Genomic DNA, 21,367 nt, shown 5'->3' on the forward strand with positions numbered 1-21,367 from the left:
CAACAGGTCGTACGAAAGTCCTGCCGACCGGTCCAAGGACCCGCGCGAAAGTCCAACGGGAGCGGGGCGTCCCCGGACGGGTCAGCGCGGCAGCAGCGCCCGCACGAACGCGTTGCTGAACCTCCCCGCCGGATCGAGCCGCCGCACGAGCGCGGCGAAGTCCGCCGCGTGCGGATAGCGGTCGGCGAGCCGGGCCGGATCGGCGGTGAACACCTTGCCCCAGTGCGGCCGGGGGGAGAACTCGCGCAGCCGGTCCTCGACCAGCGACACGACGGGCAGCACCCGCTCCGTCTCCGCCACCCACGTGAAGTGGAAGGCGACCGTGTCCCTGCCGTACGCCGGGCTCAGCCACTGCGTGTCCGCCGCCACGGTCCGCACCTCGCACACCTGGAGCACCGGCGCGATCCGGTCGCGGACGGCGTCGAGGGCGTGCAGCGCTGCCACGGCGTGCTCGCGCGGCAGCAGGTACTCCGACTGCAGCTCGTCACCGTTGCTGGGGGTGAAACCGGCACGGAAGTGCGGCAGCCGCTCGTGCCAGGGGCCCGGCACCCCGAACTGCTCGGTGCAGTGCACGGCGTCCATCCCGGGCACCGGGTGCTGCGCCTCGACGGCGGGCTCGGCCCACGGGAAGTCGAGGCCCGCGGGCTGCCGCTGCTTCACCCACACCTGGTCGAACCGCGGCGCCCGCCATGTGGTGAACAGGCTGACGCTGTACGCGGCCGACGAGACCGCCCCGAAGTCGAGACCCTGGAAGGGAAGCTGCCCGAAGACGGACTGGGCCACGTCGAAGGAGGGCTCCACGTCGAGCGTGAGCGCCAGCACGACGCCGAGGGCGCCGAGCGAGACGACGGCGCCCTCGAACCCGGCGTCGCCGCGCGCCAGCGTCACCGTCTCGCCGTCCCCGGTGAGGATCTCCACGGCGCGGACGGCCTCGGCCAGCGACCGGTTGGCGTTGCCGGAACCGTGCGTGCCCGTCGCCACGGACCCGGCGACCGAGATGTGCGGCAGCGACGCCATGTTCGGCAGGGCGAGACCGTGCTCGTGCAGCCGCGCGGCCAGCTCGGCGTAGCGCACGCCGCCGCCGACCCGGACGGTCCGCCCCTCGGTGTCGATCTCGATGCCCCCGGGCAGCGCGGCCAGCGACACAAGGACGCCGTCCCGGTCCGCGTCCACGTCGGCGATCCGGTTGAACGAGTGGCCGCTGCCCAGAACCCGTATGTGCGGACTCCTGGCGACGAGCGCACGCAGCGCGTCGACGGAGTCCGGGCGGTGCAGTCCGGCGGTGGAGAAGGTGATGTTGCGCGCCCAGTTGGTGGGCGCGGTGGATGCGGTGTCGCGCACGTCACTGCCTTTCTGCGAGGTCGACCTACCGCCGATTGGATCACGCCACCCCACCCCCACCCTCCACACGCGCCCCATCAGGGGCGCGGGGAACGGCGCGAGAAGCCCCACCGGCCGGCAGCCCGCCACCTACGCGGACGCCCGCCGCACCAACTCCGTAGGAAGTATCACGGCGGCCGGATCCTCCCCCCCGATCTGCGCCAGCAGCACCCGCACCATCTCCGCACTGATCCGATCCCACGGCTGCCGGATCGTCGTGAGCGCGGGCTCCGTCGTCAGCGCCGCAGGCGAGTCGTCGAAGCCGCCCACCGCGACGTCCTCAGGAACCCGTCGGCCGGCCTTCTGGAGCGCCGACATCACGCCCTGCGCCATGAGGTCCGAGGCGACGAACACCGCGTCGAAGTCCGGTGCGCGGTCCAGGAGCCGGGCCGCAGCGGACTCGCCGCCCGCCCGGCTGTAGTCACCGGACACGATCAGGTCCTCGTCGACCGGGAGCCCGGCCTCCGCGAGCACCTCGCGGTACCCGGCGAGCCGGTCCACACCGCCCGGCAGGTCCAGCGGCCCCGCCACCGTGGCGACGCGGCGCCGGCCGAGCGACAGCAGGTGGCGCACCATGTCCCGCGCCCCGTCCCGGTCGTCCGCCGCGACATAGCTGACCTTCGACGCCGACGAACCGGGCCCGATCGGCTTGCCGCAGGACACCAACGGCACGCCCGCCTCGCGGAGTTCGGCCGCGACCGGGTCGCCGGAGTGGGACGAGACGAGCAGCACCCCGTCGACGTGGCCCGCCGTGATGTAGCGGGTGATGCGGCGCCGCTCGTCCGGCGTCCCCGCGATCATCAGCAGCAGCGGAATGTCGTGCGCGGCCAGCGCCGACGTGCAACCCCGCAGCAGCACGTTGAAGTTGGGGTCCTCGAAGAACCTCTCCTGGGGCTCCGTCAGCAGGAAGCCGACCGAGTCGGACCGTCCGGTGATGAGCGAACGCGCGTGCCGGTTCACCACGTAACCCGTCTTGCGGATCGCCGCGTTGACCGCTTCCTGGGCCGCCGGGCTGACGTAGTGCCCGCCGTTCAGGACGCGTGAGACGGTGCCGCGCGAGACGCCCGCCTCGCGCGCCACGTCGTGGATCGTCGGCGGCCGTCGCCGACCGCCCCCCGTGGTGCTCATGGTCATGACTTTACGGCCCCCGACAGCAGGTCGAGGCTCCAGAACCGCTGGATCACCAGGAACAGCGCGATGAGCGGAACGATCGCCAGGAACGCACCGGTGATCACCAGCGTGTACAGCGCCGGAGTGTTCGCGCCCTGTTCGAGGAGCGTGAACAGACCGAGCGTGATCGGGAACTTCTCGTCGTCGCTGAGCATGATGTAGGGGAGCAGGAAGTTGTTCCAGACCGCGACGAACTGGAACAGGAACACCGTCACCAGACCCGGCACCATCATCGGCAGCGCGACCCGCGTGAAGATCCGCCACTCGCCGGCCCCGTCCATCCGGCCGGCCTCCACCACATCGGGCGGCACGGCGGCGGCGGCGTAGATCCGCGCGAGGTAGATGCCGTACGGGGAGAGGACGAGCGGCAGCAGCACCGACAGGTACGAGTCGGTCAGGTCGGCCTTCGCGAGGAGCAGGTACTGGGGGACCGCCAGGATCACCGGCGGCATCAGCACCCCCGCCATCAGCACGTTGAAGATCGACTCACGGCCGCGGAAGCGGTACACCGCCAGGGCGTAGCCGCTCAGCGCCGACACCGCCGTCGACAGGAGCGCGCCCACCCCCGCGTACAGGGCCGAGTTCGCCATCCACTTCCAGTAGACGCCGTCCCGGTACGCCGACAGGTCCTTGAGGTTGTCGGTGAAACCGGAGCCGGGCAGGAACGTGAAGCTGGAGAAGAGCTCGCTGCCCGACTTCGTCGACGCGATCACCACCCAGGCCACGGGCAGCAGGCAGTACAGGGCCCCGAGGAGCAGCACGGCCGTCGGGGCCAGGGCGATCCGGCGGCGCAGCGGCGGCGCCTGCGCGGTGCCGGGCGTGGTGCCGGCGGCGGGGGCCGCCTTGCGGACGGCGACGGAAGAGCTCATCGGGCTTCCTCCTGCTTGGTACGGGAGTTCGCGGCGCGCAGGAACCCGAAGGAGAGGACGAGGGTCACGACCGCGATGAGCACGGCGGTGGCGGCGGCCGAGTAGATGTCACCCTTCACGAACGCGTCCTGGTAGACCCGCATCAGCGGGCTCCACGTCGTGGACAGGGCGTTGGTGAGCGGCTTCAGGGTCGTCGGCTCGTTGAAGACCTGGAGCGTCGCGATGATCGAGAAGAAGGCGGTCAGGACCAGCGAGGGCGCCACCATCGGGATCTTGACGCGCAGCGCGATCTGGAGCTGCGAGCAGCCGTCGAGCCGCGCCGCCTCGTAGACCTCGGCGGGGATCGCGCGCAGCGCCGTGTAGATCACGATCATGTTGAAGCCGGTGCCGCCCCAGACCGCGATGTTCGCCATCGCCCCGTACAGCGGCCCGCCGTCCAGCAGGTCCGGCTGCGGCAGTCCCAGCTTGTCCAGGAGGAAGTAGAAGGGGCTGACGTCCGGCAGGTACAGGAAGCCCCACATCATCGCCGCCACCACGCCCGGGATCGCGTACGGCAGGAAGATCGCCAGCCGGGTGAACGGGGCCAGGCGCACCCGGTCCGCGTCCAGCATCAGCGCGAAGACCAGCGCGAGGCCGAGCATCACCGGGACGACGATCGCGCCGTAGCCGAGGATCCGCAGCGCGCCGTGCAGCAGCTCGGAGTCGGTGACGGCGTCGGTGTAGTTGGCCAGGCCCGCCCACACCTCCGAGCGGGCGCCCCGGCCGAGGCCGAGGCCCTTGACCTCGACCTTGTGCAGGCTGAGCCAGATCGCGTACCCGATGGGCAGCGCGAAGAAGAGCGCGAAGAGGATCCCGGCGGGAAGGAGGAAGCCGTACGGGGCGCTCTTGACCCCGTACGACTGCCGGGTCTTGCGAGAGGTCACTCGGCGACCTCGAAGCCCTGCTTCTTCATGTCGGCGACGGTCGCGTCCTGCATCTTCGTGAGAGCGTCGCCGAAGTCCGACTTGTTCTTCGCGGCGGCGGCGAAGGCGTCCTTGAAGGTGGCGTACGCGACGTTCACGTTCGGGCCCCAGGCCGCGGGCGCCGTCGTCTTCGCGATCTTCTGGGCCTGCGGGTAGAAGTCGGCCTGGTTCGAGAAGTACGCCGGCGGCTCCTGGAACGCACCGCTGAGCTGGGCGTCCGTGGCGGCCGGGTAGATGCCGCTCTCCTTCGCGAGCGCGGTCAGCGCCGCCTTGTCGGTGTTGAGCCACGCGGCGAACTTCGCGGCGGCCGCCCGGTGCTTGCTGTCGGTCGTGACGGCGGTCGACGAACCGCCCCAGCTGCCGGTCGCGTTCGACGAGGCGTCCCACTGGGGGAGCGGGGCCATGGCCCACTTGCCCTTGGTGTCGGGCGCGGCGGTGGTCAGCGTGCCCGGCGCCCACACGGCGGACACCCAGGCGATCTGCTTGCCGGTGTTGAGCGCCTTGTTCCAGGCCGGGGTGTACATCGGCTGGTTGTCGACGGCGCCCTCCTTGACGAGCCCGCCCCAGAAGTCGGCGACCTTCTTCGTCGCCGCGTCGTCGATGCCGACCTTCCACTTGTCGCCGGAGGCGGTCCACCACTTCGCGCCCGCCTGCTGCGCGAGGCCCGCGAAGAGCCCGGAGTCATTGGCGGAGAAGGTCGTCAGGTCCTTGTCCGGGGCCTTCTTCTTCAGCGCGCGGGCGGTCTCGGCGAACTCGTCCCAGGTGCCCGGGACCTCGAGCCCGTACTTCTTGAACAGGTCCGCGCGGTAGTAGAACATCATCGGCCCCGAGTCCTGCGGGATCGCGTACAGCGCGTCCGTGCCCAGGGTGGCCTGCTGCCAGATGCCGTCCGCGAACTTCCCCTTCAGGTCGCCCGCGTCGCCCGATATGTCGGCGAGGGCGTCGTTGCTGACGAGGGTGGGCAGGGCCTGGTACTCGGCCTGCACCAGGTCGGGCGCCTTCTTCGCCTTGTGCGCGGTCAGGATCTTGGTGACCAGGGTGTCACCGGACGCCTGCTTCTTGACGGTGACCTTGATCTGCTGCTTCTTGCCCGGCCCCTTGTTCCACAGGTCGACGACCTTGTCCATGTTCGGGGTCCAGGTCCAGTACGTCAGGTTCGCCGGACCGGAGGCGTCCTGGGTGTCGCTGTCGTCGGACGAGCCGCAGGCGGCGAGTGCCGAGGCGCCGAGGACGACCGCCGTGGCGGTGGCGACGAGGCGGCGGTGCTGCTTCGTGAATGGCATGGCTGGATGTCTCCCTGACCGAAGTCCCTGACCGGGGAACTGGACGGTGGCCGTATGGTTCAGGCTCTGTGAGCGTTCACAGTAGAGAAACATCCTGGACACTTGTCAATGGTTGTTGCTGTGCGGTTATGTTGGCTCAGTGCCGCCGTCAGAGTGTGTGCACGTTCCCAAATTGATCGATCTCCCTTGGGGGTACCTCATGGCGCGGCTCGCCTTCGGCGGCGACTACAACCCCGAGCAGTGGCCGGAATCCGTGTGGCACGAGGACGTCCGCCTCATGCGGGAGGCCGGCGTGACGACGGTGAGCGTCGGGATCTTCTCCTGGGCCCTGCTCGAACCGGCGCCCGGCACCTACGACTTCGGCTGGCTCGACCGGATCGTCGACCTGCTGCACGAGAACGGCATCGCGGTCGACCTCGGCACCCCCACCGTCGCCCCGCCCAAGTGGTTCTACGACCAGAACCCCGACGCCCTCCCCGTCACCGAGGACGGCACCCGCCTCGCCTTCGGCTCGCGCGGCGCCATCTGCCACAGCAACCAGGCCTACCGGGACGCCTCCACCCGCATCACCGAGCAGCTCGCCCGCCGCTACGGCAAGCACCCGGCGGTCGTGATGTGGCACGTCCACAACGAGTACGGCGTCCCGGTCAGCGCCTGCTACTGCGAGAACTGCGCCGCCCACTTCCGGCGCTGGCTCGCCGCGACCTACGACACCGTGGAGAACGTCAACCACGCCTGGGGCACCGCGTTCTGGGGCCAGCGCTACGGCTCGTTCGAGGAGATCGACCCGCCGCGCCTGACCCCCACCGTCGGCAACCCGGCCCAGAAGCTCGACCACAAGCGCTTCGCCGATGCCACCATGCGCGAGAACTTCGTGCGCGAGCGCGACGTCCTGCACCGCCTCGCCCCCGGCATCCCGGTCACCACCAACTTCATGACCGCCCTCAGCCAGTGCGACTCCGTCGACTACTGGGCCTGGGGCCGCGAGGTCGACATCGTCACCAACGACCACTACCTGATCACCGACGGCCGCCGTACGCACGTGAACCTGGCGATGGCCGCCGACCTGACCCGGTCCGTGGCGGGCGGCGACCCCTGGCTGCTCCTGGAGCACTCCACGTCCGGCGTGAACTGGCAGGCCCGCAACCCGGCGAAGGCCCCGGGCCAGATGGCCCGCAACTCCCTCGGTCACGTGGCGCGCGGCTCCGAGGGCGCCATGTTCTTCCAGTGGCGGCAGTCGCGGCGCGGCGCCGAGAAGTTCCACTCGTCGATGCTGCCGCACGCCGGGACGGACTCGCGGGTCTGGCGCGAGGTGTGCGAACTCGGCTCGTTCGTAGGGGAGTTGGCGCCCGTCGAAGGCGCCCGCACGGTCGCCGACGTGGCCATGCTGTGGGACTGGCAGTCGTGGTGGGCGCAGAGCCTGGAGTGGCGCCCCAGCGAGGACCACGACGCCCGCGAGCGCGCCGACTCCTACTACGAGGCCCTCTACGACCGCCACCTCACGGTCGACTTCGCCCACCCGGAGGCCGACCTGTCGGCCTACCCGATGGTCGTCGTCCCCGCGCTCTACCTCGCGACCGAGGCCGCCGCCCTGAACCTCCGCGAGTACGTCGAGAACGGCGGCACGCTCGTCGTCTCCTACTTCTCCGGCATCGTCGACGAGCACGACGCCGTGCACGAGGGCCCGTACCCGGGCGCCTTCCGTGACGTGCTCGGGCTCACCGTCGAGGAGTTCTCCCCGCTCCTCGCGGGGGAGACGGTCCGGCTGTCCGGGCCCGACGGGGCCGAGCTGACCGGTGACGTCTGGACGGAGTTCGTCGTGCCCCGCGGCGCCGAGACCGTCTGGACGTACGCGGACGGCCTCGCGGCGGGCCGCCCGGCCGTCACCCGGCACCGCTTCGGCGCGGGCACGGCCTGGTACGTCTCCACGCGGCTGCCCGCGGCGGCGCTCGACGTGATCCTGGGTGCGGCGGGCGACGACGCCGGGGTCGAGGCGCGGCCCGAGGTGCCGCGGGACGTGGAGGTCGTGACGCGCTCGGGCGCCTCCGGCACGTACGTCTTCGCGATCAACCACACCGGCGACGACGTCAAGGTCCCGGCGCGCGGCACCGAACTCCTCACCGGGGAGCGGGTGTCCGGGCAGGTGGGGGTGCCGGGCGGCGCGGTGCGCGTGGTGCGCCTGGACGAGGCACCGTAACTCCGGCTCTTGCGATGTCGGGTGCGGGTTTCGTCGTGGCTGGTCGCGCAGTTCCCCGCGCCCCTGGAGGTGCGCACTTCGTGCGCCACCTCCATCAGGAGAAAGCGCGGCGAAGCCGCTGCTTCCAGGGGCGCGGGGAACTGCGCGAGAAGCCCCACCGGCCCGCACCCGCACAACACACGGCAACACGGCAGACGCCCGACCGAAGGGACATCGATGATGCACGGCACCTTTGGACCACGCGCCACCACCACCCGCAGAGCCGTCCTGGCGGCCGCACTCGCGGGCGCGGCGACCCTGACCCTGCCCGCCCAACACGCGGCAGCGGCCGCCACGTTGACCAACGGCGGATTCGAGAACGGCGTCACCGGCTGGACGGCGTACGGCACCACGTCCGCCGCCTACGCCGAGGCGGGCGGCCGCAGCGGCGGCTACCGCCTCGCCCACTGGTCCGCGTCGGCCTACAAGGTCGAGACGTACCAGTACCTCACCGGCCTCACCAACGGCACGTACAAGCTGACCGCCTGGGTCCGCTCCAGCGGCGGCCAGAACGCCGCCTACCTCGCCCTCAAGAGCGCCGCGGGCGAGCAGCGCACGGACCTGCCGCCCACGCCGAACGGCGCGTGGATCCGCCTCGTCACCTCCGTCGCCGTCACCGACGGCACGGTCACGATCCGGCTCGTCTCCGATGCGAACGCGGGGAACTGGGCCAACTTCGACGACATCACCCTCACCTCGGGCTCAACCAGCCTCGCCATCAAGGGTGCTGACATCTCGTCACTGAAGAAGAACGAGGACAAGGGCGCCGTCTACAAGAACGCCTCCGGGTCCACCGCGGACGCGATCGCCGTGCTCGCCGCCGCCGGCATGAACCACGCCCGCCTCCGCGTCTGGGTGAACCCCGCCGACGGTTACTGCGACAAGGCCCGCACCCTCGCCGTGGCCAAGCGCGTCAAGGCCGCGGGCCTGAAGCTCCTCGTCGACTTCCACTACTCCGACACCTGGACCGACCCGGGCGCCCAGACGATCCCCTCGGCCTGGTCGGGCCACACGTACGCCCAGCTCAGGACCGACGTCTACGACCACACGTACGACGTCCTCAACGCCCTCAAGGCGCAGGGCACCACCGCCGACATGGTGCAGATCGGCAACGAGCTGAACGCGGGCCTGCTCTGGCCGACCGGATCCACCGCCAACTGGTCCCAGCTCGCGGGCCTGTTGACGTCCGGTGCGAACGCCGCCAAGGCGGTCTCCCCGTCCACCAAGGTCGCCCTCCACCTCGCCAACGGCGGCGACAACGCGCTCTACCGCACCTGGTTCGACAACGCCGTCTCCCACGGCGTCCCCTTCGACGTCATCGGCCTGTCCTTCTACGGCTACTGGCACGGCGCCCTCTCCGACCTCCAGGCCAACACCGACGACCTCGCCACCCGCTACGGAAAGCCGCTGTACGTCGCCGAGACCGCCTACCCGTTCACCCTGAGCGGCGACGACAGCTGGGAGAACGTGATCGACCTGGACTCCGAGCTGGTGTCCGGGTACCCCGCCACGGAAGCCGGCCAGGCGGCCTGGTTCCGCGACCTGCTCAACGTCGTCGAAGCCGTCCCGAACGGCCTCGGCCTGGGCGCCTACTGGTGGGACGCCGCCTGGACCGCCGCCGCCGGCAACGGCTGGGACCCGACGGACCCGTCCAGCGGCAACGCGTGGGAGAACCAGGCCCTGTTCGACTACGACGGCGCGCCGACGGACGCGCAGGCCTGGTTCAAGCACCGGTGACGGCAGCTTGATCACCCCGGAGTACTGTTCCGGCGCATGACGCACTCCTCGCACTCAGGGCCCTCCCGCACCCTCACGCCGACGGACCGCACCCGGCTGCGCCGTATGAAGGAGAAGGCGAGCTTCGAGCGCGCGGACCTCGAGGTGATCCTCGACACGGGTTTCGTCTGCCACCTGGGCGTGACCGTCGACGGCGGCCCCATGGTCGTCCCGACGGTCTACGGGCGTGACGAGCGGTACCTGTACGTGCACGGGTCGGTGGCCAGCCGCAGCCTGGCCGCCGACCCCGACGCCCCCATATGCGTCACCGTCACCCACGTCGACGCCGTGGTGCTGGCCCGCTCCGTCTTCGAGCACAGCGTGAACTACCGCTGCGCGATGATCTACGGCGTGCCGCGCAGGATCACCGACGACACCGAGAAGACGGAGGCGCTGCGCATCCTCACCGAGCACACGGCCCCCGGGCAGTGGGACTACGCGCGCCGCCCGAACCGCAAGGAGCTCGCCGCCACGACCGTCCTCGCCCTCTCCCTCGACGAGGCCTCCGTCAAGATCAGCGCGGGCCCGCCGGACGACGCCGACTCACCCGACGCCGAGCTGGGCCTGTGGGCCGGCACCCTGCCCCTGACCTCCCGCTGGGGCGCCCCCACCGCCGACCCGGCGCTGCCCTCCGGCATCACGGCGCCCGCCCACATCGCGGCCCGAGCGGGGACCCGGCAGGGCTGAGCGACAACCGGGGGCATACCGTGAGGTGTCGAACCACAGAAGGACGATCCGAGGAGACAACGGGATGCAGAGCCGTACGGCGCTGGTAGAGGACCTGATGGAGCGCTTCCCGCACGTTCCCAAGGAAGCGGTCTTCAAGGAGGACCTGCTCCGGGGCGGTGTGGCGTTCGACCCGTCGGCCCTCAGCGACAACGAGGACGGCGAGGTGAAGCCGAAGTCGTACTTCATCTTCTCCTTCGACCACGGCACGCTCCCCGAGCTCGGCGAGGCCGCGCTGCGCCGCCCGCCGGAGGAGATCGTCCTCACGGGCGGCCCCTACGACCTGCGCCGCACCGTCGTCTCGGTCCGTGTGAACCCGTCGTCCCCGTACCGGGTGGCGGCGAACGAGGACGGTGTCCTCGGCCTCTACCTCGACGGCAAGCGCATCTCCGACGTGGGCGTGCCGCCGATGCCGGAGTACTACCGCCACAAGCTCTCCAACGGGAAGTCGGTCATGGAGGTGGCCCCCACCATCCAGTGGGGCTACCTGATCTACCTGACCGCGTTCCGGGTCTGCCAGTACTTCGGCGCCAAGGAGGAGTGCCAGTACTGCGACATCAACCACAACTGGCGCCAGCACAAGGCGGCCGGCCGGCCGTACACGGGCGTCAAGGACGTCGACGAGGTCCTCGAGGCGCTGTCGATCATCGACCAGTACGACACCGCGAAGGCGTCCACCGCGTACACCCTCACCGGCGGCGCGATCACGTCGAAGGTCCAGGGCTTGGACGAGGCCGACTTCTACGGCCGGTACGCCAAGGCCATCGAGGAGCACTTCCCGGGGCGCTGGATCGGCAAGGTCGTCGCCCAGGCGCTGCCCAAGGACGACGTGCAGCGCTTCAAGGACTACGGCGTGCAGATCTACCACCCCAACTTCGAGGTGTGGGACGAGTACCTGTTCAAGATGTACTGCCCCGGCAAGGAGCGGTACGTCGGCCGTGACGAGTGGCACAAGCGCATCCTCGACTCGACCGAGGTCTTCGGCGCGCGCAACGTGATCCCGAACTTCGTCGCGGGCGTCGAGATGGCCGAGCCGTTCGGCTTCAAGACGGTCGACGAGGCCATCGCCTCCACCACGGAGGGCCTGCGCTTCTTCATGTCGCACGGCATCACGCCGCGCTTCACCACCTGGTGCCCGGAGCCGACGACGCCGCTCGGCAAGGAGAACCCGAACGGGGCGCCGCTGGAGTACCACATCCGGCTGCTCGACGCGTACCGCTCGACGATGGACGAGTTCGGCCTGTCGTCCCCGCCCGGATACGGTCCCGCGGGCGCCGGCCGCGCCGTCTTCTCGGTCAGCTCGTTCATGGACAGCCTGGCCCCGAACTCGGAAGCGGTCGAGACGCCGCAGGCGTAACCTCTGCCCCCGGACCAGGGGAGACAGGGGAAGCAGGGGACAGCGGTGCTCAACGACACGCAGCTGGCGGGAGTGGCGCGCAATCCGGCCGCTCCCGCCTCCGTGCTGCTGCGGATCCTGCGGTCCGGGCGGCAGGAGGCGTACTGGATCGCGCAGCGCGGGATCGTGCCGGACGAGGTGTACGACGCCATCGTCACGCACCCCGAGCGCAGGCTGCGCGGCTGGTTCGCCGACGTCTGGAGCGCCCCGGCCGCCCAGCGCGCCCGCCTCGCCACGGATCCCGACCCGATGGTGCGGGCGGCGGTCGCGGGCGGCCCGACGCCGTTCCGCACGAAGGTCGAGCAGCTGCCGGCGGAGACGTACGAGCTGCTCAGCCGCGACGAGCACGCGCTCGTGCGGGAACTGGTCCTGGAGCAGTGGGCCGACCCGCCCGCCGAGATCCTCGACCGGCTGCTCGACGACCCGGAGCCGAAGGTGCGGGCCAGGGCCGCCGCGCGCAGCTGGCGCCGACGGCCCGAACTCGTCCCCGAGGTGGTGCGCGCCGGTGACGGGGACGCCATCGAGCAGGCCCAGCTGGACCGCGCCCTCGCGCTGGAGGTGCGGGCGACGGGCGACATCTGGACACTGGGGAAGCTCGCCGCCAACCCGCACCTGCCCGCCGACCTCGTCGACGAACTGGCCCGGCACCACCAGCCGCTGGTCCGGCTGGCCGTGTCCATGCGCCCGGAGTTCACCGAGGAGCAGCGCACCCGCATCGACCACGAGGTCCTGCCGCAGGCCCGCGTCCACCCGGCCCGCTGGACCTACGAGGCGACCGACGAGGACACGATGCGGCGGGCCGCGACGTCGGCGCACACCGGTCTGCGCCGGGGCGCCGCCTGCAACCCGCACCTGCCGCCCGACCTCGTCCGGCTGCTCGCCGCCGACGAGGACTTCGCCGTACGGCTGCTGCTGTGCGAGAACCACGCCGACGCGCCGGCCGAGCTGCTGTGGCCGGTCTACCAGGAGGCCAAGGTGATCACCCGCGGCGCCCTGCTCCAGCACCCGGGCTTCCCGCTGCACCGGCTCGCGTCCCTGGCCGACCACGAGAACCCGGAGATCCGCCGGGAGGCCCTGTACGACCCGGAGGCGGACCCGGCTCTGGTGGACCGCCTCAGCCACGACGCCAACCACCTGGTCCGCGCCGTCGCGGCGGCCCACCCCCATCTGGCCCCGGACCATCTGCCCCGCCTGCTGGCCGACCCCTTCACGGAGTCATCGGCGGCCCGCAATCCGGGCCTGCCGGTACCGGAGATGGACCGTGTCCTGCGGGAGGCGGGCATCGTCTGACCGCCCGCAGGGAGGCCGCCTGAGCTCCGCTCAGGCAGCGGCCCGCTCGTCCGTGGAGGTGTCGGCGGGCGCCGCGACGAGGCGGCGCAGCGCGTCGGTACGGGCGGCGGGTGCGGCGTCCGAGAGCAGGGCCGCCAGGACGGCGACCCGGGTCTGGCCCGCGCGCAGCGTCCCGCTGAGCACGGCGCCCGCGGCGACCAGGTCGACGGCGCCGCCGCCGGTGTAGATCTCGGCGAGCGGTCCGGCCGGGACCCGGGTGGAGACGGCGACCAGCACGCCCCGGCGGACGGCGGCGGCGACCGCGTCGACGAACGCGGGCGTCGCGTTGCCCGCGCCGGTCGCGACCAGCACGATGCCCCGGGCGCCCGCGGTGAGCGCGGCCTCGAAGAGGGCGGGGTCGGCGTCGCTGTGGTGCATGACGACGTCCACGCGCGGGACACCGGAGTCCGCGACGGGTCCCGGCAGGGCGGCCGGGCGGTCGGGGGCGCGGCGGATGTCGACCCGGCCGAAGCCCAGGCGGCCCACCGGACCGGCCGCCGAGGGGTCGGCGAACGCGTCGGTGGCGAGGGTCTGCGTCTTCACGGTGCCGCGCGCCGCGTGCACCTTGCCGTCGAAGACCACGAGCACGCCCAGGTCCCTCACGGAACCGGCGACTTGAAGAGCGTCGTACATATTGCCCGGACCGTCGCCGTCGGTCGCGCCGAGCGGCTTCTGGGCGCCCGTGAACACCACCGGGCGCGGATCGTCGTGGTACAGGTCGAGCAGGAAGGCGGACTCCTCCAGGGTGTCCGTGCCGTGCGTGACGACGATGCCGTCGACGTCCGGGTCCGCGAGCGTCTCGCGGACGGTGCGCAGCAGCGCCAGCTGCCGCTCGGTCGTCATCTGCGAACTGTTGATGTTGAACAGGTCGACGACCTTCACCTCGACCCCGTCCGGCACGGCGGCGCTGGCCAGCACGGTGTCGCCGCCGGCGTCGGCCGCGTAGCCGGTGCCCTGCCAGCGGCTGGCGATGGTGCCGCCGGTGCTGATGAGGGTGATGCGGCGCGGTGCGTGGGGCCGTATGCGTTCCATGGAGAATGCCTCGCGAAGGGGTCGTATGTTCGATCTTCCGCAAGGATAAGGCGGAATGTGCGCAATCGGATTGCGAATCCTGGCGGACGGACGCGCGTTACGTAGCGCATGATTGCGTCATGGACCGGATCGACCTGAATATCTTGCGCGAGCTCCAGAGCGACGGCCGTCTCAGCAACCAGGAGCTGGCCCAGCGCGTCGGCCTCAGCCCGTCCCCCTGCATGCGCCGGGTGCGCCAGCTGGAGAAGGACGGCGTCATCCAGGGCTACCGGGCGATCGTCGACCCGGAGTCCGTCGGCCGCGGCTTCGAGGTGCTCGTCTCCATCGAGGTGCGCCGCGACCGGGAGTCCGTCGAGGCGTTCGAGCGCGCCCTCCAGGACATCCCCGACGTCATCGAGGCGTACCGGCTCTTCGGCAGCCCCGGCTGTCTGCTGCGGATCGCGGTCGCCGACCTGGCCGCGTACGAGCGGCTGTGGATCGAGCGGCTCACGACGCTCGACGGGGTCACCGAGGTGAACTCGCAGATCATCATGAAGCGGGTGAAGGAACCGAAGGGGCTGCCGGTGTGAGGCGCGCACCGGCCCGCGGTGCGCCCGGCCAAAAACCGGTGGCGCGGTGCCGGGGCGGGTGGTTATGGTCGTTCCCGTTGCTGCGGCCGCTCCGTGCCGCCGCTGTTCACCGCGTGTGAGAGACCTGGAGGTGTTGACCGATGACTGTCGTTGCGACGGGCGTTGCCCGCATCCGGAAGTCCGTTCCGTCCACCTCCGTGGCCCGCATCGGCTGACACCCTCTCTTCTTCTCTTCTCCTCTCCGTGCAGCCGGGGCCGCCCCTCGAAGGGTCCCCCCTTGTCTCTCAGCTCTCACAGCGCTGACCAGTCCCCTCTCTCGTCCCTCGCCGCCTACGGCTGGGACGGCCTCTGGGCGGCCGAGTTCGCCCCGTTCGCCGAGCGCGGGCTCGTGCCCGGCCGGGTGCTGCGCGTCGACCGCGGGCAGTGCGATCTCATCACCCCCGAGGGGGTCGTCCGCGCCGACACCGAGTACGTCGTGCCGCGCGACCCGATGAAGGTCATCTGCACCGGTGACTGGGCCGCCGTCGACCCCGACGGCCGCGACCCCCGCTACGTCCAGGCGTACCTGCCGCGCCGGACCGCCTTCGTACGGTCCACCTCCTCCAAGCGGTCCGAGGGGCAGATCCTCGCCGCGAACGTGGACCACGCGATCATCGCGGTGTCCCTCGCCGCCGAGCTCGACCTCGGCCGCGTCGAGCGGTTCCTGGCGCTCGCCTGGGAATCCGGTGCCCAACCGCTCGTCGTGCTCACCAAGGCGGACCTCGTGCCCGACCCGGTGGGCCTGTCCTACCTCGTCTCCGACGTCGAGACGACCGCGCCCGGCGTGCAGGTGCTGCCCGTCAGCGCGCTCGACGGCGACGGGACCGAGGTGCTGCGCGCCGTCGTGGCAGGCGGCACGTCCGTGCTGCTCGGCCAGTCCGGCGCGGGGAAGTCGACGCTGGCCAACGCGCTGCTCGGGGCGGACGTGATGGACGTCCAGGCCGTCCGTGACCTCGACGGCAAGGGACGCCACACCACGACCACCCGGAACCTGTTCGTGCTGCCCGGCGGCGGTGTCCTCATCGACACGCCAGGGCTGCGCGGGGTCGGTCTCTACGACGCCGAGGGCGGGGTGGAGCAGGTGTTCGCGGAGATCACGGCGCTGGCCGAAGGGTGCCGCTTCCACGACTGCGCGCACACGGTCGAGCCCGGCTGTGCGGTGGTCGCTGCGCTGGCCGACGGGACGCTGCACCAGCGGCGCCTCGACAGCTACCGCAAGCTGCTCCGGGAGAACCAGCGGCTGGCCGCGCGGACGGATGCGCGGTTGCGGGACGAGATGCGGCAGGTCTGGAAGCAGCGGGGGCGGATGGGGCGTGAGGCGATGCAGATGAAGCGGGGCCGCTTGTCGTAGGGCATCTGCGGGTGGGTGGGGGCTTCTCGCGCAGTTCCCCGCGCCCCTGAGATGCGCACTTCGTGCGCCATCTCAGGGAGAACTGCGCGACCAGCCCCACCGGGCCCGCGGACGGCGACGGACCGTCGGGGGCAGGGTCGTGTCCGAATCCCGCCAGCCCAGCGGAGCGCCACGCGCGACACTGGGAGCGTGATGATCGACGAAGACACGCGCTACCAAGCCGTGCGCAGCCGCGACGCCCGGTTCGACGGGGAGTTCTTCTTCGCTGTCGAGACGACCGGGATCTACTGCCGCCCCAGCTGCCCCGCGGTCACCCCGAAGCGCCAGAACGTACGGTTCTACGCCACGGCCGCCGCCGCCCAGGGCTCCGGCTTCCGGGCCTGCCGACGGTGCAGGCCCGACGCCGTACCGGGCTCCGCCGCCTGGAACGTACGGGCGGACGTGGTCGGCCGGGCGATGCGCCTCATCGGGGACGGCATCGTCGACCGGGAGGGCGTCGGCGGCCTCGCGACCCGGCTTGGCTACAGCGCCCGCCAGGTCCAGCGCCAGCTCACCGCCGAGGTCGGCGCGGGCCCGGTCGCCCTCGCCCGGGCCCAGCGCGCCCACACCGCACGCGTCCTGCTGCAGACCACCCCGCTGCCGGTCACCGAGATCGCGTTCGCGGCGGGATTCGCCAGCGTGCGGCAGTTCAACGACACGATCCGCGAGGTGTACGCCCGCACGCCCACGCAGCTGCGGGCCGACGCCCCGGGCCGCGCCGAGGAGCGCAGGGCCGTCGCCTCCGTCGCCGGGATCCCGCTGCGCCTCGCCCACCGCGGCGCGTACCAGGCCACCCCGGTCTTCGACCTGCTCGGACGTGAACTCGTCGAAGGGATGGAGGAGTTGACGGGCGCCACCGGCTCCCGCATCTTCCGGCGCACGCTGCGCCTGCCCTACGGGACCGGCATCGTCTCCGTCGACGAGGCCGGGCACGAGCAGACCGGCGCGCAGGCCGAGCACCGCGGCGGCTGGCTCGACGCCCGGATCCACCTCACGGACCTGCGGGACCTGACGACCGCGGTCGGGCGGCTGCGCCGGCTCCTCGACCTGGACGCCGACCCGTACGCGATCGACGAGCGGCTCGGCGCCGATCCCCGGCTCGCCCCGCTGGTCGCCGCCCGCCCCGGACTGCGCTCGCCCGGCGCCGCCGACCCCGACGAGCTGGCCGTGCGGATCCTGGCCGGACCCGTGGCGTCGGCCCGGCTGGTCGAGCGGTACGGCAAGCGGCTCGACGCGCCCTGCGGCGCCCTCGACCGGGTCTTCCCCGCGCCGGACGCGCTGGTCGACGAACCGGGCACGCTGGGCGCCCTGGCCCGCGCCCTCGCCGACGGCGCCCTGCGCCTGGACCCGGGCGCCGACCGCGACGACGCCGAAGCGGTGCTGCGCGCCCTGCCCGGGATGGATGCCCGCACCGTCGCCCTGATCCGGCTGCGCGCCCTGGGCGATCCCGACGTGGCCGTACCGGGCGACCTCGTCTCCTGCGCAGCATGGCGGCCCTGGCGGTCGTACGCGCGCCGACACCTCGACGTAGAAGGACAGTTGTGAGCACCGACCAGACGTACTGCACCACCCTGTGCAGCCCGCTCGGCGAGCTGCTGCTGACCGCCGACTCCACCGGCGCCCTCACCTCCCTCTCGGTCCCCGGCCAGAAGGGCGGGCGCACGGTCGAGGCCGGCTGGGTGACCGATCCCGGGCCCTTCGGCGCGGCCAGGGAACAGCTCGACGCCTACTTCGCCGGTGAACTCAAGGAGTTCCAGCTGGAGTTGAGTCCGCACGGCACCGATTTCCGGCGGCGGGTGTGGGACGCGCTCGACGACGTGCCGTACGGCGCCACCACCACGTACGGGGCCGTGGCCGCCGCCATCGGGGCCTCGCGGGCCGCCGTCCGGGCCGTCGGCGGAGCGGTCGGGGCCAATCCCCTCCTGATCCTCCGCCCCTGCCACCGGGTGATCGGCGCCGACGGCTCGCTCACCGGGTACGCGGGCGGCCTGGAGCGCAAGGTCCAGCTGCTCACCCTGGAGGGCGTCCACCAGGGCTGACCGCCGGGCCGATGGCGACCGCGGCCGTGTAGCCGGACGGCACCGGGACGTCGCGCACCGTCCAGCCGTCGGGAGCGGTGGGGGAGTCGGGGAGCGTGCCGACGTAGTCGAGGTCGGCGCCGCGGGCCAGGCCCGTGCCGATGCCCTTGAGGTAGGCCTCCTTGCGGACCCAGGTGCGGGCCACCGCGAGGCAGCGCTCCGACGGGGAGGCGAGGGCCGCGAGTTCGGCCTGCTCCCGGGGGTGGAGGACGACCGTCAGTTCGTCGGCGGTCTCCGGCGTGGGCAGCGCCTCGATGTCGGCGCCGACCGGTGCGTCGGCGACCGCGACGAGCGCGAGGTCGCCGCTGTGCGAGAGGGAGAAGTGCGGGCCGGGGACGTCCGCGAGGGCCGGCCGGCCGTGCGGGCGGCCGCAGTCGGGGCACGGCAGGCGGACGAAGCGTACGGCGCCGGGCGGGCGGCCGAGACGCTCGCCGAGGATGCCGCGCAGCGCCAGGTGCGCGGCGACGTACCGCGTCCGGTGCCGGTCCTGGCGGAAGGCGGCGGCGCGCCGCCGCTCGTCCGCGTCCAGGACGTCCGTGCCGCCGGCGGTCCCCGCGGGGTCCGCGTCCGTCGTCACCAGCCACAGGCGCACCGCCCCCGCGGGCGGCAACTCTCTCACCCGGTCCATCAGTCATGCCTCCAGATAGCGCAGGACCGCCAGGATCCGCCGGTTGTAGCCGGTGGTGCGCGGCAGTTCGAGTTTGTCGAAGACCGTGTTCAGGTGTTTCTCGACCGCGCTGAGCGACAGGTGCAGACGTCCGGCGATGCCCGCGTTCGTGTGGCCCTGCGCCAGCACGTCGAGGACGTCGCGCTCGCGCGGCGTCAGCCGGGACAGCGGATCGGTGCGGGTGGAGCGGCCCACCAACTGCCGTACGACCTCCGGGTCGATGACCGCGCCGCCCGCCCGGATCCGGGTCAGGGCGTCGAGGAACTCCTCGACCTGCGCGACCCGGTCCTTGAGCAGATAGCCGACGCCCTCGGCGCCGCCTGCCAGCAACTGCGCCGCGTAGGTGCGCTCCACATGCTGGGAGAGGACCAGCACCCCGGTCCGCGGGCGGCGTTCACGGATCTCCAGGGCTGCCCGCAGTCCCTCCTCGGTGTGGGTCGGCGGCATCCGGATGTCGACGACCACGACGTCGGGCGTGAGCTCGTCGACCGTGTCGGGCAGCGTCGTGGCGTCACCGAGCGCGGCGACGACCTCGTGCCCCTCCTCGGCCAGCAGCCGCACCAGACCCTCGCGCAGCAGGGTCGAGTCCTCGGCGATGATCACACGCACGGCAGCTCCGCGGTCACGATGGTGGGTCCCCCTGCGGGGCTGGAGACGCGCAGCCGGCCGTCGAGCGCCTCGACGCGGCCGCGCAGTCCGGCGAGTCCACTGCCCGCGGGATCGGCGCCGCCGCCCCCGTCGTCCCGCACCGACACGGTCAACACGCCGCCCGACACGGCCAGTTCGGCGCTGACGGTGGTGGCCGCGGCGTGCTTGGCGGCGTTCGTCACCGCTTCCGACACGACGAAGTAGGCGGCCGTCTCGACCAGTTGGGGCAGTGGGTCCGGTACGTCGAAGGCCAGGCGCAGCGGCACCGGACTGCGCTCCGCGACGCCGCCGAGCGCCTCGCGCAGACCGAGCCCGTCGAGCGCCGACGGATACACCCGCCAGGCCACCTCGCGCAGTTCGGTCAGCACGGCCCGGGACTCCTCGTGCGCCTGCCGGAGCAGTGCGTCGGCCTGCTCCGGGGTGCGGCCGGGGCGGCGGGCCCGGCCGAGCAGCATCGCGAGCGCGACCAGCCGCTGCTGGAGCCCGTCGTGCAGATCGCGCTCGATGCGGCGGCGCTCCGCGTCGACGGCGTGCACCACCGCGGCGCGGCTGGTGGCGAGTTCGTCGATGCGGCGCCGCAGCAGTTCCCGCTCCGAGGGGCCGAAGGTGTCGCGGGCCAGCCGGGCGTCGAGGACGTACAGGGAACGCAGCCCCTGCACGCCGAGGAAGAGCAGGGCGCCGCCCAGCAGGAGCTGCCCGAGGAGTTCGGCGACGCCGACCCGGCCGGTCACCAGCGCGGCGAGGAACACCGCCGCGAGGACGCCGCCGAACGCGAACAGGGCGAGCGTGACCGTGGTGACCGTTCCCGCGTACGTCCGCGCGGCGACGTACCGCAGCACCTGCCCGTCCCGCGGTGTGTAGTGCAGCGGGAAGCGGTCGCCGAAGAGGGCACCGCGGCGGCGCCGGTCCAGGGCGGCGATCCGGCGGGCCCCCGCGGTCAGCGCGGCCCGCGCCCCCGCACGGGTCCGCGGCCACAGCAGGAAGGGACCGAGGACGGCCCCGGCAGCCGTGAGGTACAGCAGCCCCGCGCACGCGATGAGGCACCCGGCGAGCACCCCGGCCGCTCTCCGCCCCATCCCCGTGTCCGCCCCCGTCACCTGCACGGAAGCCGACCCTACCGGTCCTGCCTGACGCGCGGCCGGGCCTCCCGGTGCCTGCCCCGGCCCCGCAGCCGGACGACGAGGTACCCGGCCACCGCGACGACCGCCGCCCCGAGCACCACCTTCGAGACCACGCCCACGTACGTCTCCACCAGGTCCCACTGGTCGCCCAGCCAGTAACCGGCCAGCACCAGCACGGAGTTCCAGACCAGCGAGCCGACCGCGGTGAGCGACAGGAACACCGGCAGCGGCATCCGCTCCACGCCCGCGGGGACCGAGATCAGACTGCGGAAGATCGGCACCATCCGGCCGAGCAGCACCGCCTTCGTGCCGTGCCGCAGGAACCACGCCTCGGTCTTCTCCAGGTCGGATACCTTCACCAGCGGCAGCCGGCCCCACACCGCGTACATCCGCTCCCGCCCGACGACCCGGCCGATCCCGTACAGCGCCGCCGCCCCGACCACGGAGCCGAGCGTCGTCCAGAACAGCGCGGAGACGAGGGAGATCACGCCCTGCCCGGCCGCGAATCCGGTCAGCGGCAGGATGACCTCGCTGGGCAGCGGCGGGAACAGGTTCTCCAGGGCGATGGCGAGTCCGGCGCCCGGCCCGCCGAGCACGTCGACGAGGTGGGCCGCCCAGCCCGCTATGCCGGTGGTCGGCTCCGCGGCGGCGGCCGTGGTCACGAGGTGCATACGAGGTCTCCAGGCAAGGGGATCG

Annotated in this window: 19 protein-coding genes; 9 read left to right on the forward strand and 10 right to left on the reverse strand. The window is 72.2% G+C overall.

Annotation, left to right across the window (positions count from 1 at the left end; genetic code table 11):
* Positions 1-81: 81 nt before the first annotated feature.
* The 5 genes from M4J07_RS18360 to M4J07_RS18380 all read right to left on the reverse strand — a co-directional run bounded on the left by M4J07_RS18360 (position 82) and on the right by M4J07_RS18380 (position 5,664).
* Complete coding sequence (locus M4J07_RS18360; RefSeq protein ID WP_255973217.1) at positions 82-1,341, reverse strand: FAD-binding protein; 1,260 nt, start codon at positions 1,339-1,341, stop codon at positions 82-84.
* Positions 1,342-1,470: 129 nt separating this feature from the next.
* Positions 1,471-2,514 carry a LacI family DNA-binding transcriptional regulator gene (locus M4J07_RS18365; protein WP_255973219.1) on the reverse strand — a complete coding sequence of 348 codons (1,044 nt, stop codon included), beginning with the start codon at positions 2,512-2,514 and terminating at the stop codon, positions 1,471-1,473.
* Entirely contained in the window at positions 2,511-3,419 is a 909-nt protein-coding gene (locus tag M4J07_RS18370) for a carbohydrate ABC transporter permease (protein WP_255973221.1), read from the reverse strand. Before M4J07_RS18370 ends, M4J07_RS18365 begins: the two co-directional genes overlap by 4 nt.
* Positions 3,416-4,342 (reverse strand): carbohydrate ABC transporter permease, encoded by a 927-nt coding sequence (locus M4J07_RS18375; protein ID WP_255973223.1) that lies wholly within the window; start codon positions 4,340-4,342, stop codon positions 3,416-3,418. The genes M4J07_RS18370 and M4J07_RS18375 overlap by 4 nt, the downstream gene beginning before the upstream one ends.
* Entirely contained in the window at positions 4,339-5,664 is a 1,326-nt protein-coding gene (locus M4J07_RS18380; protein ID WP_255973225.1) for an ABC transporter substrate-binding protein, read from the reverse strand. Before M4J07_RS18380 ends, M4J07_RS18375 begins: the two co-directional genes overlap by 4 nt.
* 199 nt (positions 5,665-5,863) lie before the next feature.
* Between M4J07_RS18380 and M4J07_RS18385 the strand changes: the two genes are divergently transcribed.
* The 5 genes from M4J07_RS18385 (at position 5,864) to M4J07_RS18405 (ending at position 13,088) form a co-directional block, all read left to right on the forward strand.
* Positions 5,864-7,861 (forward strand): beta-galactosidase, encoded by a 1,998-nt coding sequence (locus M4J07_RS18385; protein WP_255973255.1) that lies wholly within the window; start codon positions 5,864-5,866, stop codon positions 7,859-7,861.
* A 219-nt stretch (positions 7,862-8,080) separates the two neighbouring features.
* Positions 8,081-9,637, forward strand: a complete 1,557-nt coding sequence (locus M4J07_RS18390; RefSeq protein WP_255973227.1) for a glycosyl hydrolase 53 family protein — start codon at positions 8,081-8,083, stop codon at positions 9,635-9,637.
* A 36-nt stretch (positions 9,638-9,673) separates the two neighbouring features.
* Positions 9,674-10,363: a pyridoxamine 5'-phosphate oxidase family protein gene (locus M4J07_RS18395; protein ID WP_255973229.1), complete on the forward strand. Its 690-nt coding sequence runs from the start codon at positions 9,674-9,676 to the stop codon at positions 10,361-10,363.
* Positions 10,364-10,427: 64 nt separating this feature from the next.
* Positions 10,428-11,759, forward strand: coding sequence for a radical SAM protein (locus M4J07_RS18400; protein ID WP_255973231.1), 1,332 nt, complete (start codon positions 10,428-10,430; stop codon positions 11,757-11,759).
* 45 nt (positions 11,760-11,804) lie between these two features.
* Complete coding sequence (locus tag M4J07_RS18405) at positions 11,805-13,088, forward strand: hypothetical protein (protein ID WP_255973232.1); 1,284 nt, start codon at positions 11,805-11,807, stop codon at positions 13,086-13,088.
* Positions 13,089-13,118: 30 nt separating this feature from the next.
* Here the strand turns inward: M4J07_RS18405 and M4J07_RS18410 are convergent, their stop codons facing one another.
* Positions 13,119-14,159, reverse strand: a complete 1,041-nt coding sequence (locus M4J07_RS18410) for an asparaginase (RefSeq protein WP_255973234.1) — start codon at positions 14,157-14,159, stop codon at positions 13,119-13,121.
* A 119-nt stretch (positions 14,160-14,278) separates the two neighbouring features.
* On the opposite strand from M4J07_RS18410, the gene M4J07_RS18415 reads away from it, so the two are divergent.
* The 4 genes from M4J07_RS18415 (at position 14,279) to M4J07_RS18430 (ending at position 18,196) form a co-directional block, all read left to right on the forward strand.
* Entirely contained in the window at positions 14,279-14,728 is a 450-nt protein-coding gene (locus M4J07_RS18415; protein ID WP_255973236.1) for an Lrp/AsnC family transcriptional regulator, read from the forward strand.
* A gap of 277 nt (positions 14,729-15,005) precedes the next feature.
* The gene (gene rsgA, locus M4J07_RS18420) at positions 15,006-16,118 is read left to right on the forward strand and encodes a ribosome small subunit-dependent GTPase A (RefSeq protein ID WP_255973238.1); all 1,113 of its coding nucleotides are present in this window, start codon (positions 15,006-15,008) and stop codon (positions 16,116-16,118) included.
* A gap of 192 nt (positions 16,119-16,310) precedes the next feature.
* A complete protein-coding gene (locus tag M4J07_RS18425) occupies positions 16,311-17,702 on the forward strand; it encodes a bifunctional transcriptional activator/DNA repair enzyme AdaA (protein WP_255973257.1) in 1,392 nt (463 codons plus the stop codon).
* Positions 17,699-18,196, forward strand: a complete 498-nt coding sequence (locus M4J07_RS18430) for a methylated-DNA--[protein]-cysteine S-methyltransferase (RefSeq protein ID WP_255973239.1) — start codon at positions 17,699-17,701, stop codon at positions 18,194-18,196. The genes M4J07_RS18425 and M4J07_RS18430 overlap by 4 nt, the downstream gene beginning before the upstream one ends.
* On the opposite strand, the gene M4J07_RS18435 is transcribed toward M4J07_RS18430, so the two are convergent.
* From M4J07_RS18435 to M4J07_RS18450, 4 genes are read right to left on the reverse strand one after another with little or no spacing between them, the layout of a single operon-like run.
* On the reverse strand, positions 18,168-18,863 hold the full coding sequence (locus tag M4J07_RS18435; protein ID WP_255973241.1) for a 4'-phosphopantetheinyl transferase family protein: 696 nt from the start codon (positions 18,861-18,863) through the stop codon (positions 18,168-18,170). The two genes, M4J07_RS18430 and M4J07_RS18435, sit on opposite strands and share 29 nt — an antisense overlap.
* Before the next feature lie 3 nt (positions 18,864-18,866).
* A complete protein-coding gene (locus M4J07_RS18440) occupies positions 18,867-19,511 on the reverse strand; it encodes a response regulator transcription factor (RefSeq protein ID WP_255973243.1) in 645 nt (214 codons plus the stop codon).
* Positions 19,502-20,626, reverse strand: a complete 1,125-nt coding sequence (locus M4J07_RS18445) for a sensor histidine kinase (protein ID WP_255973244.1) — start codon at positions 20,624-20,626, stop codon at positions 19,502-19,504. The genes M4J07_RS18440 and M4J07_RS18445 overlap by 10 nt, the downstream gene beginning before the upstream one ends.
* Positions 20,627-20,664: 38 nt before the next feature.
* Complete coding sequence (locus M4J07_RS18450; RefSeq protein WP_255973246.1) at positions 20,665-21,342, reverse strand: DedA family protein; 678 nt, start codon at positions 21,340-21,342, stop codon at positions 20,665-20,667.
* Positions 21,343-21,367: the final 25 nt, after the last annotated feature.

The sequence above is a fragment of the Streptomyces longispororuber genome, assembly GCF_024448165.1.
GTDB lineage: Bacteria > Actinomycetota > Actinomycetes > Streptomycetales > Streptomycetaceae > Streptomyces > Streptomyces longispororuber_A.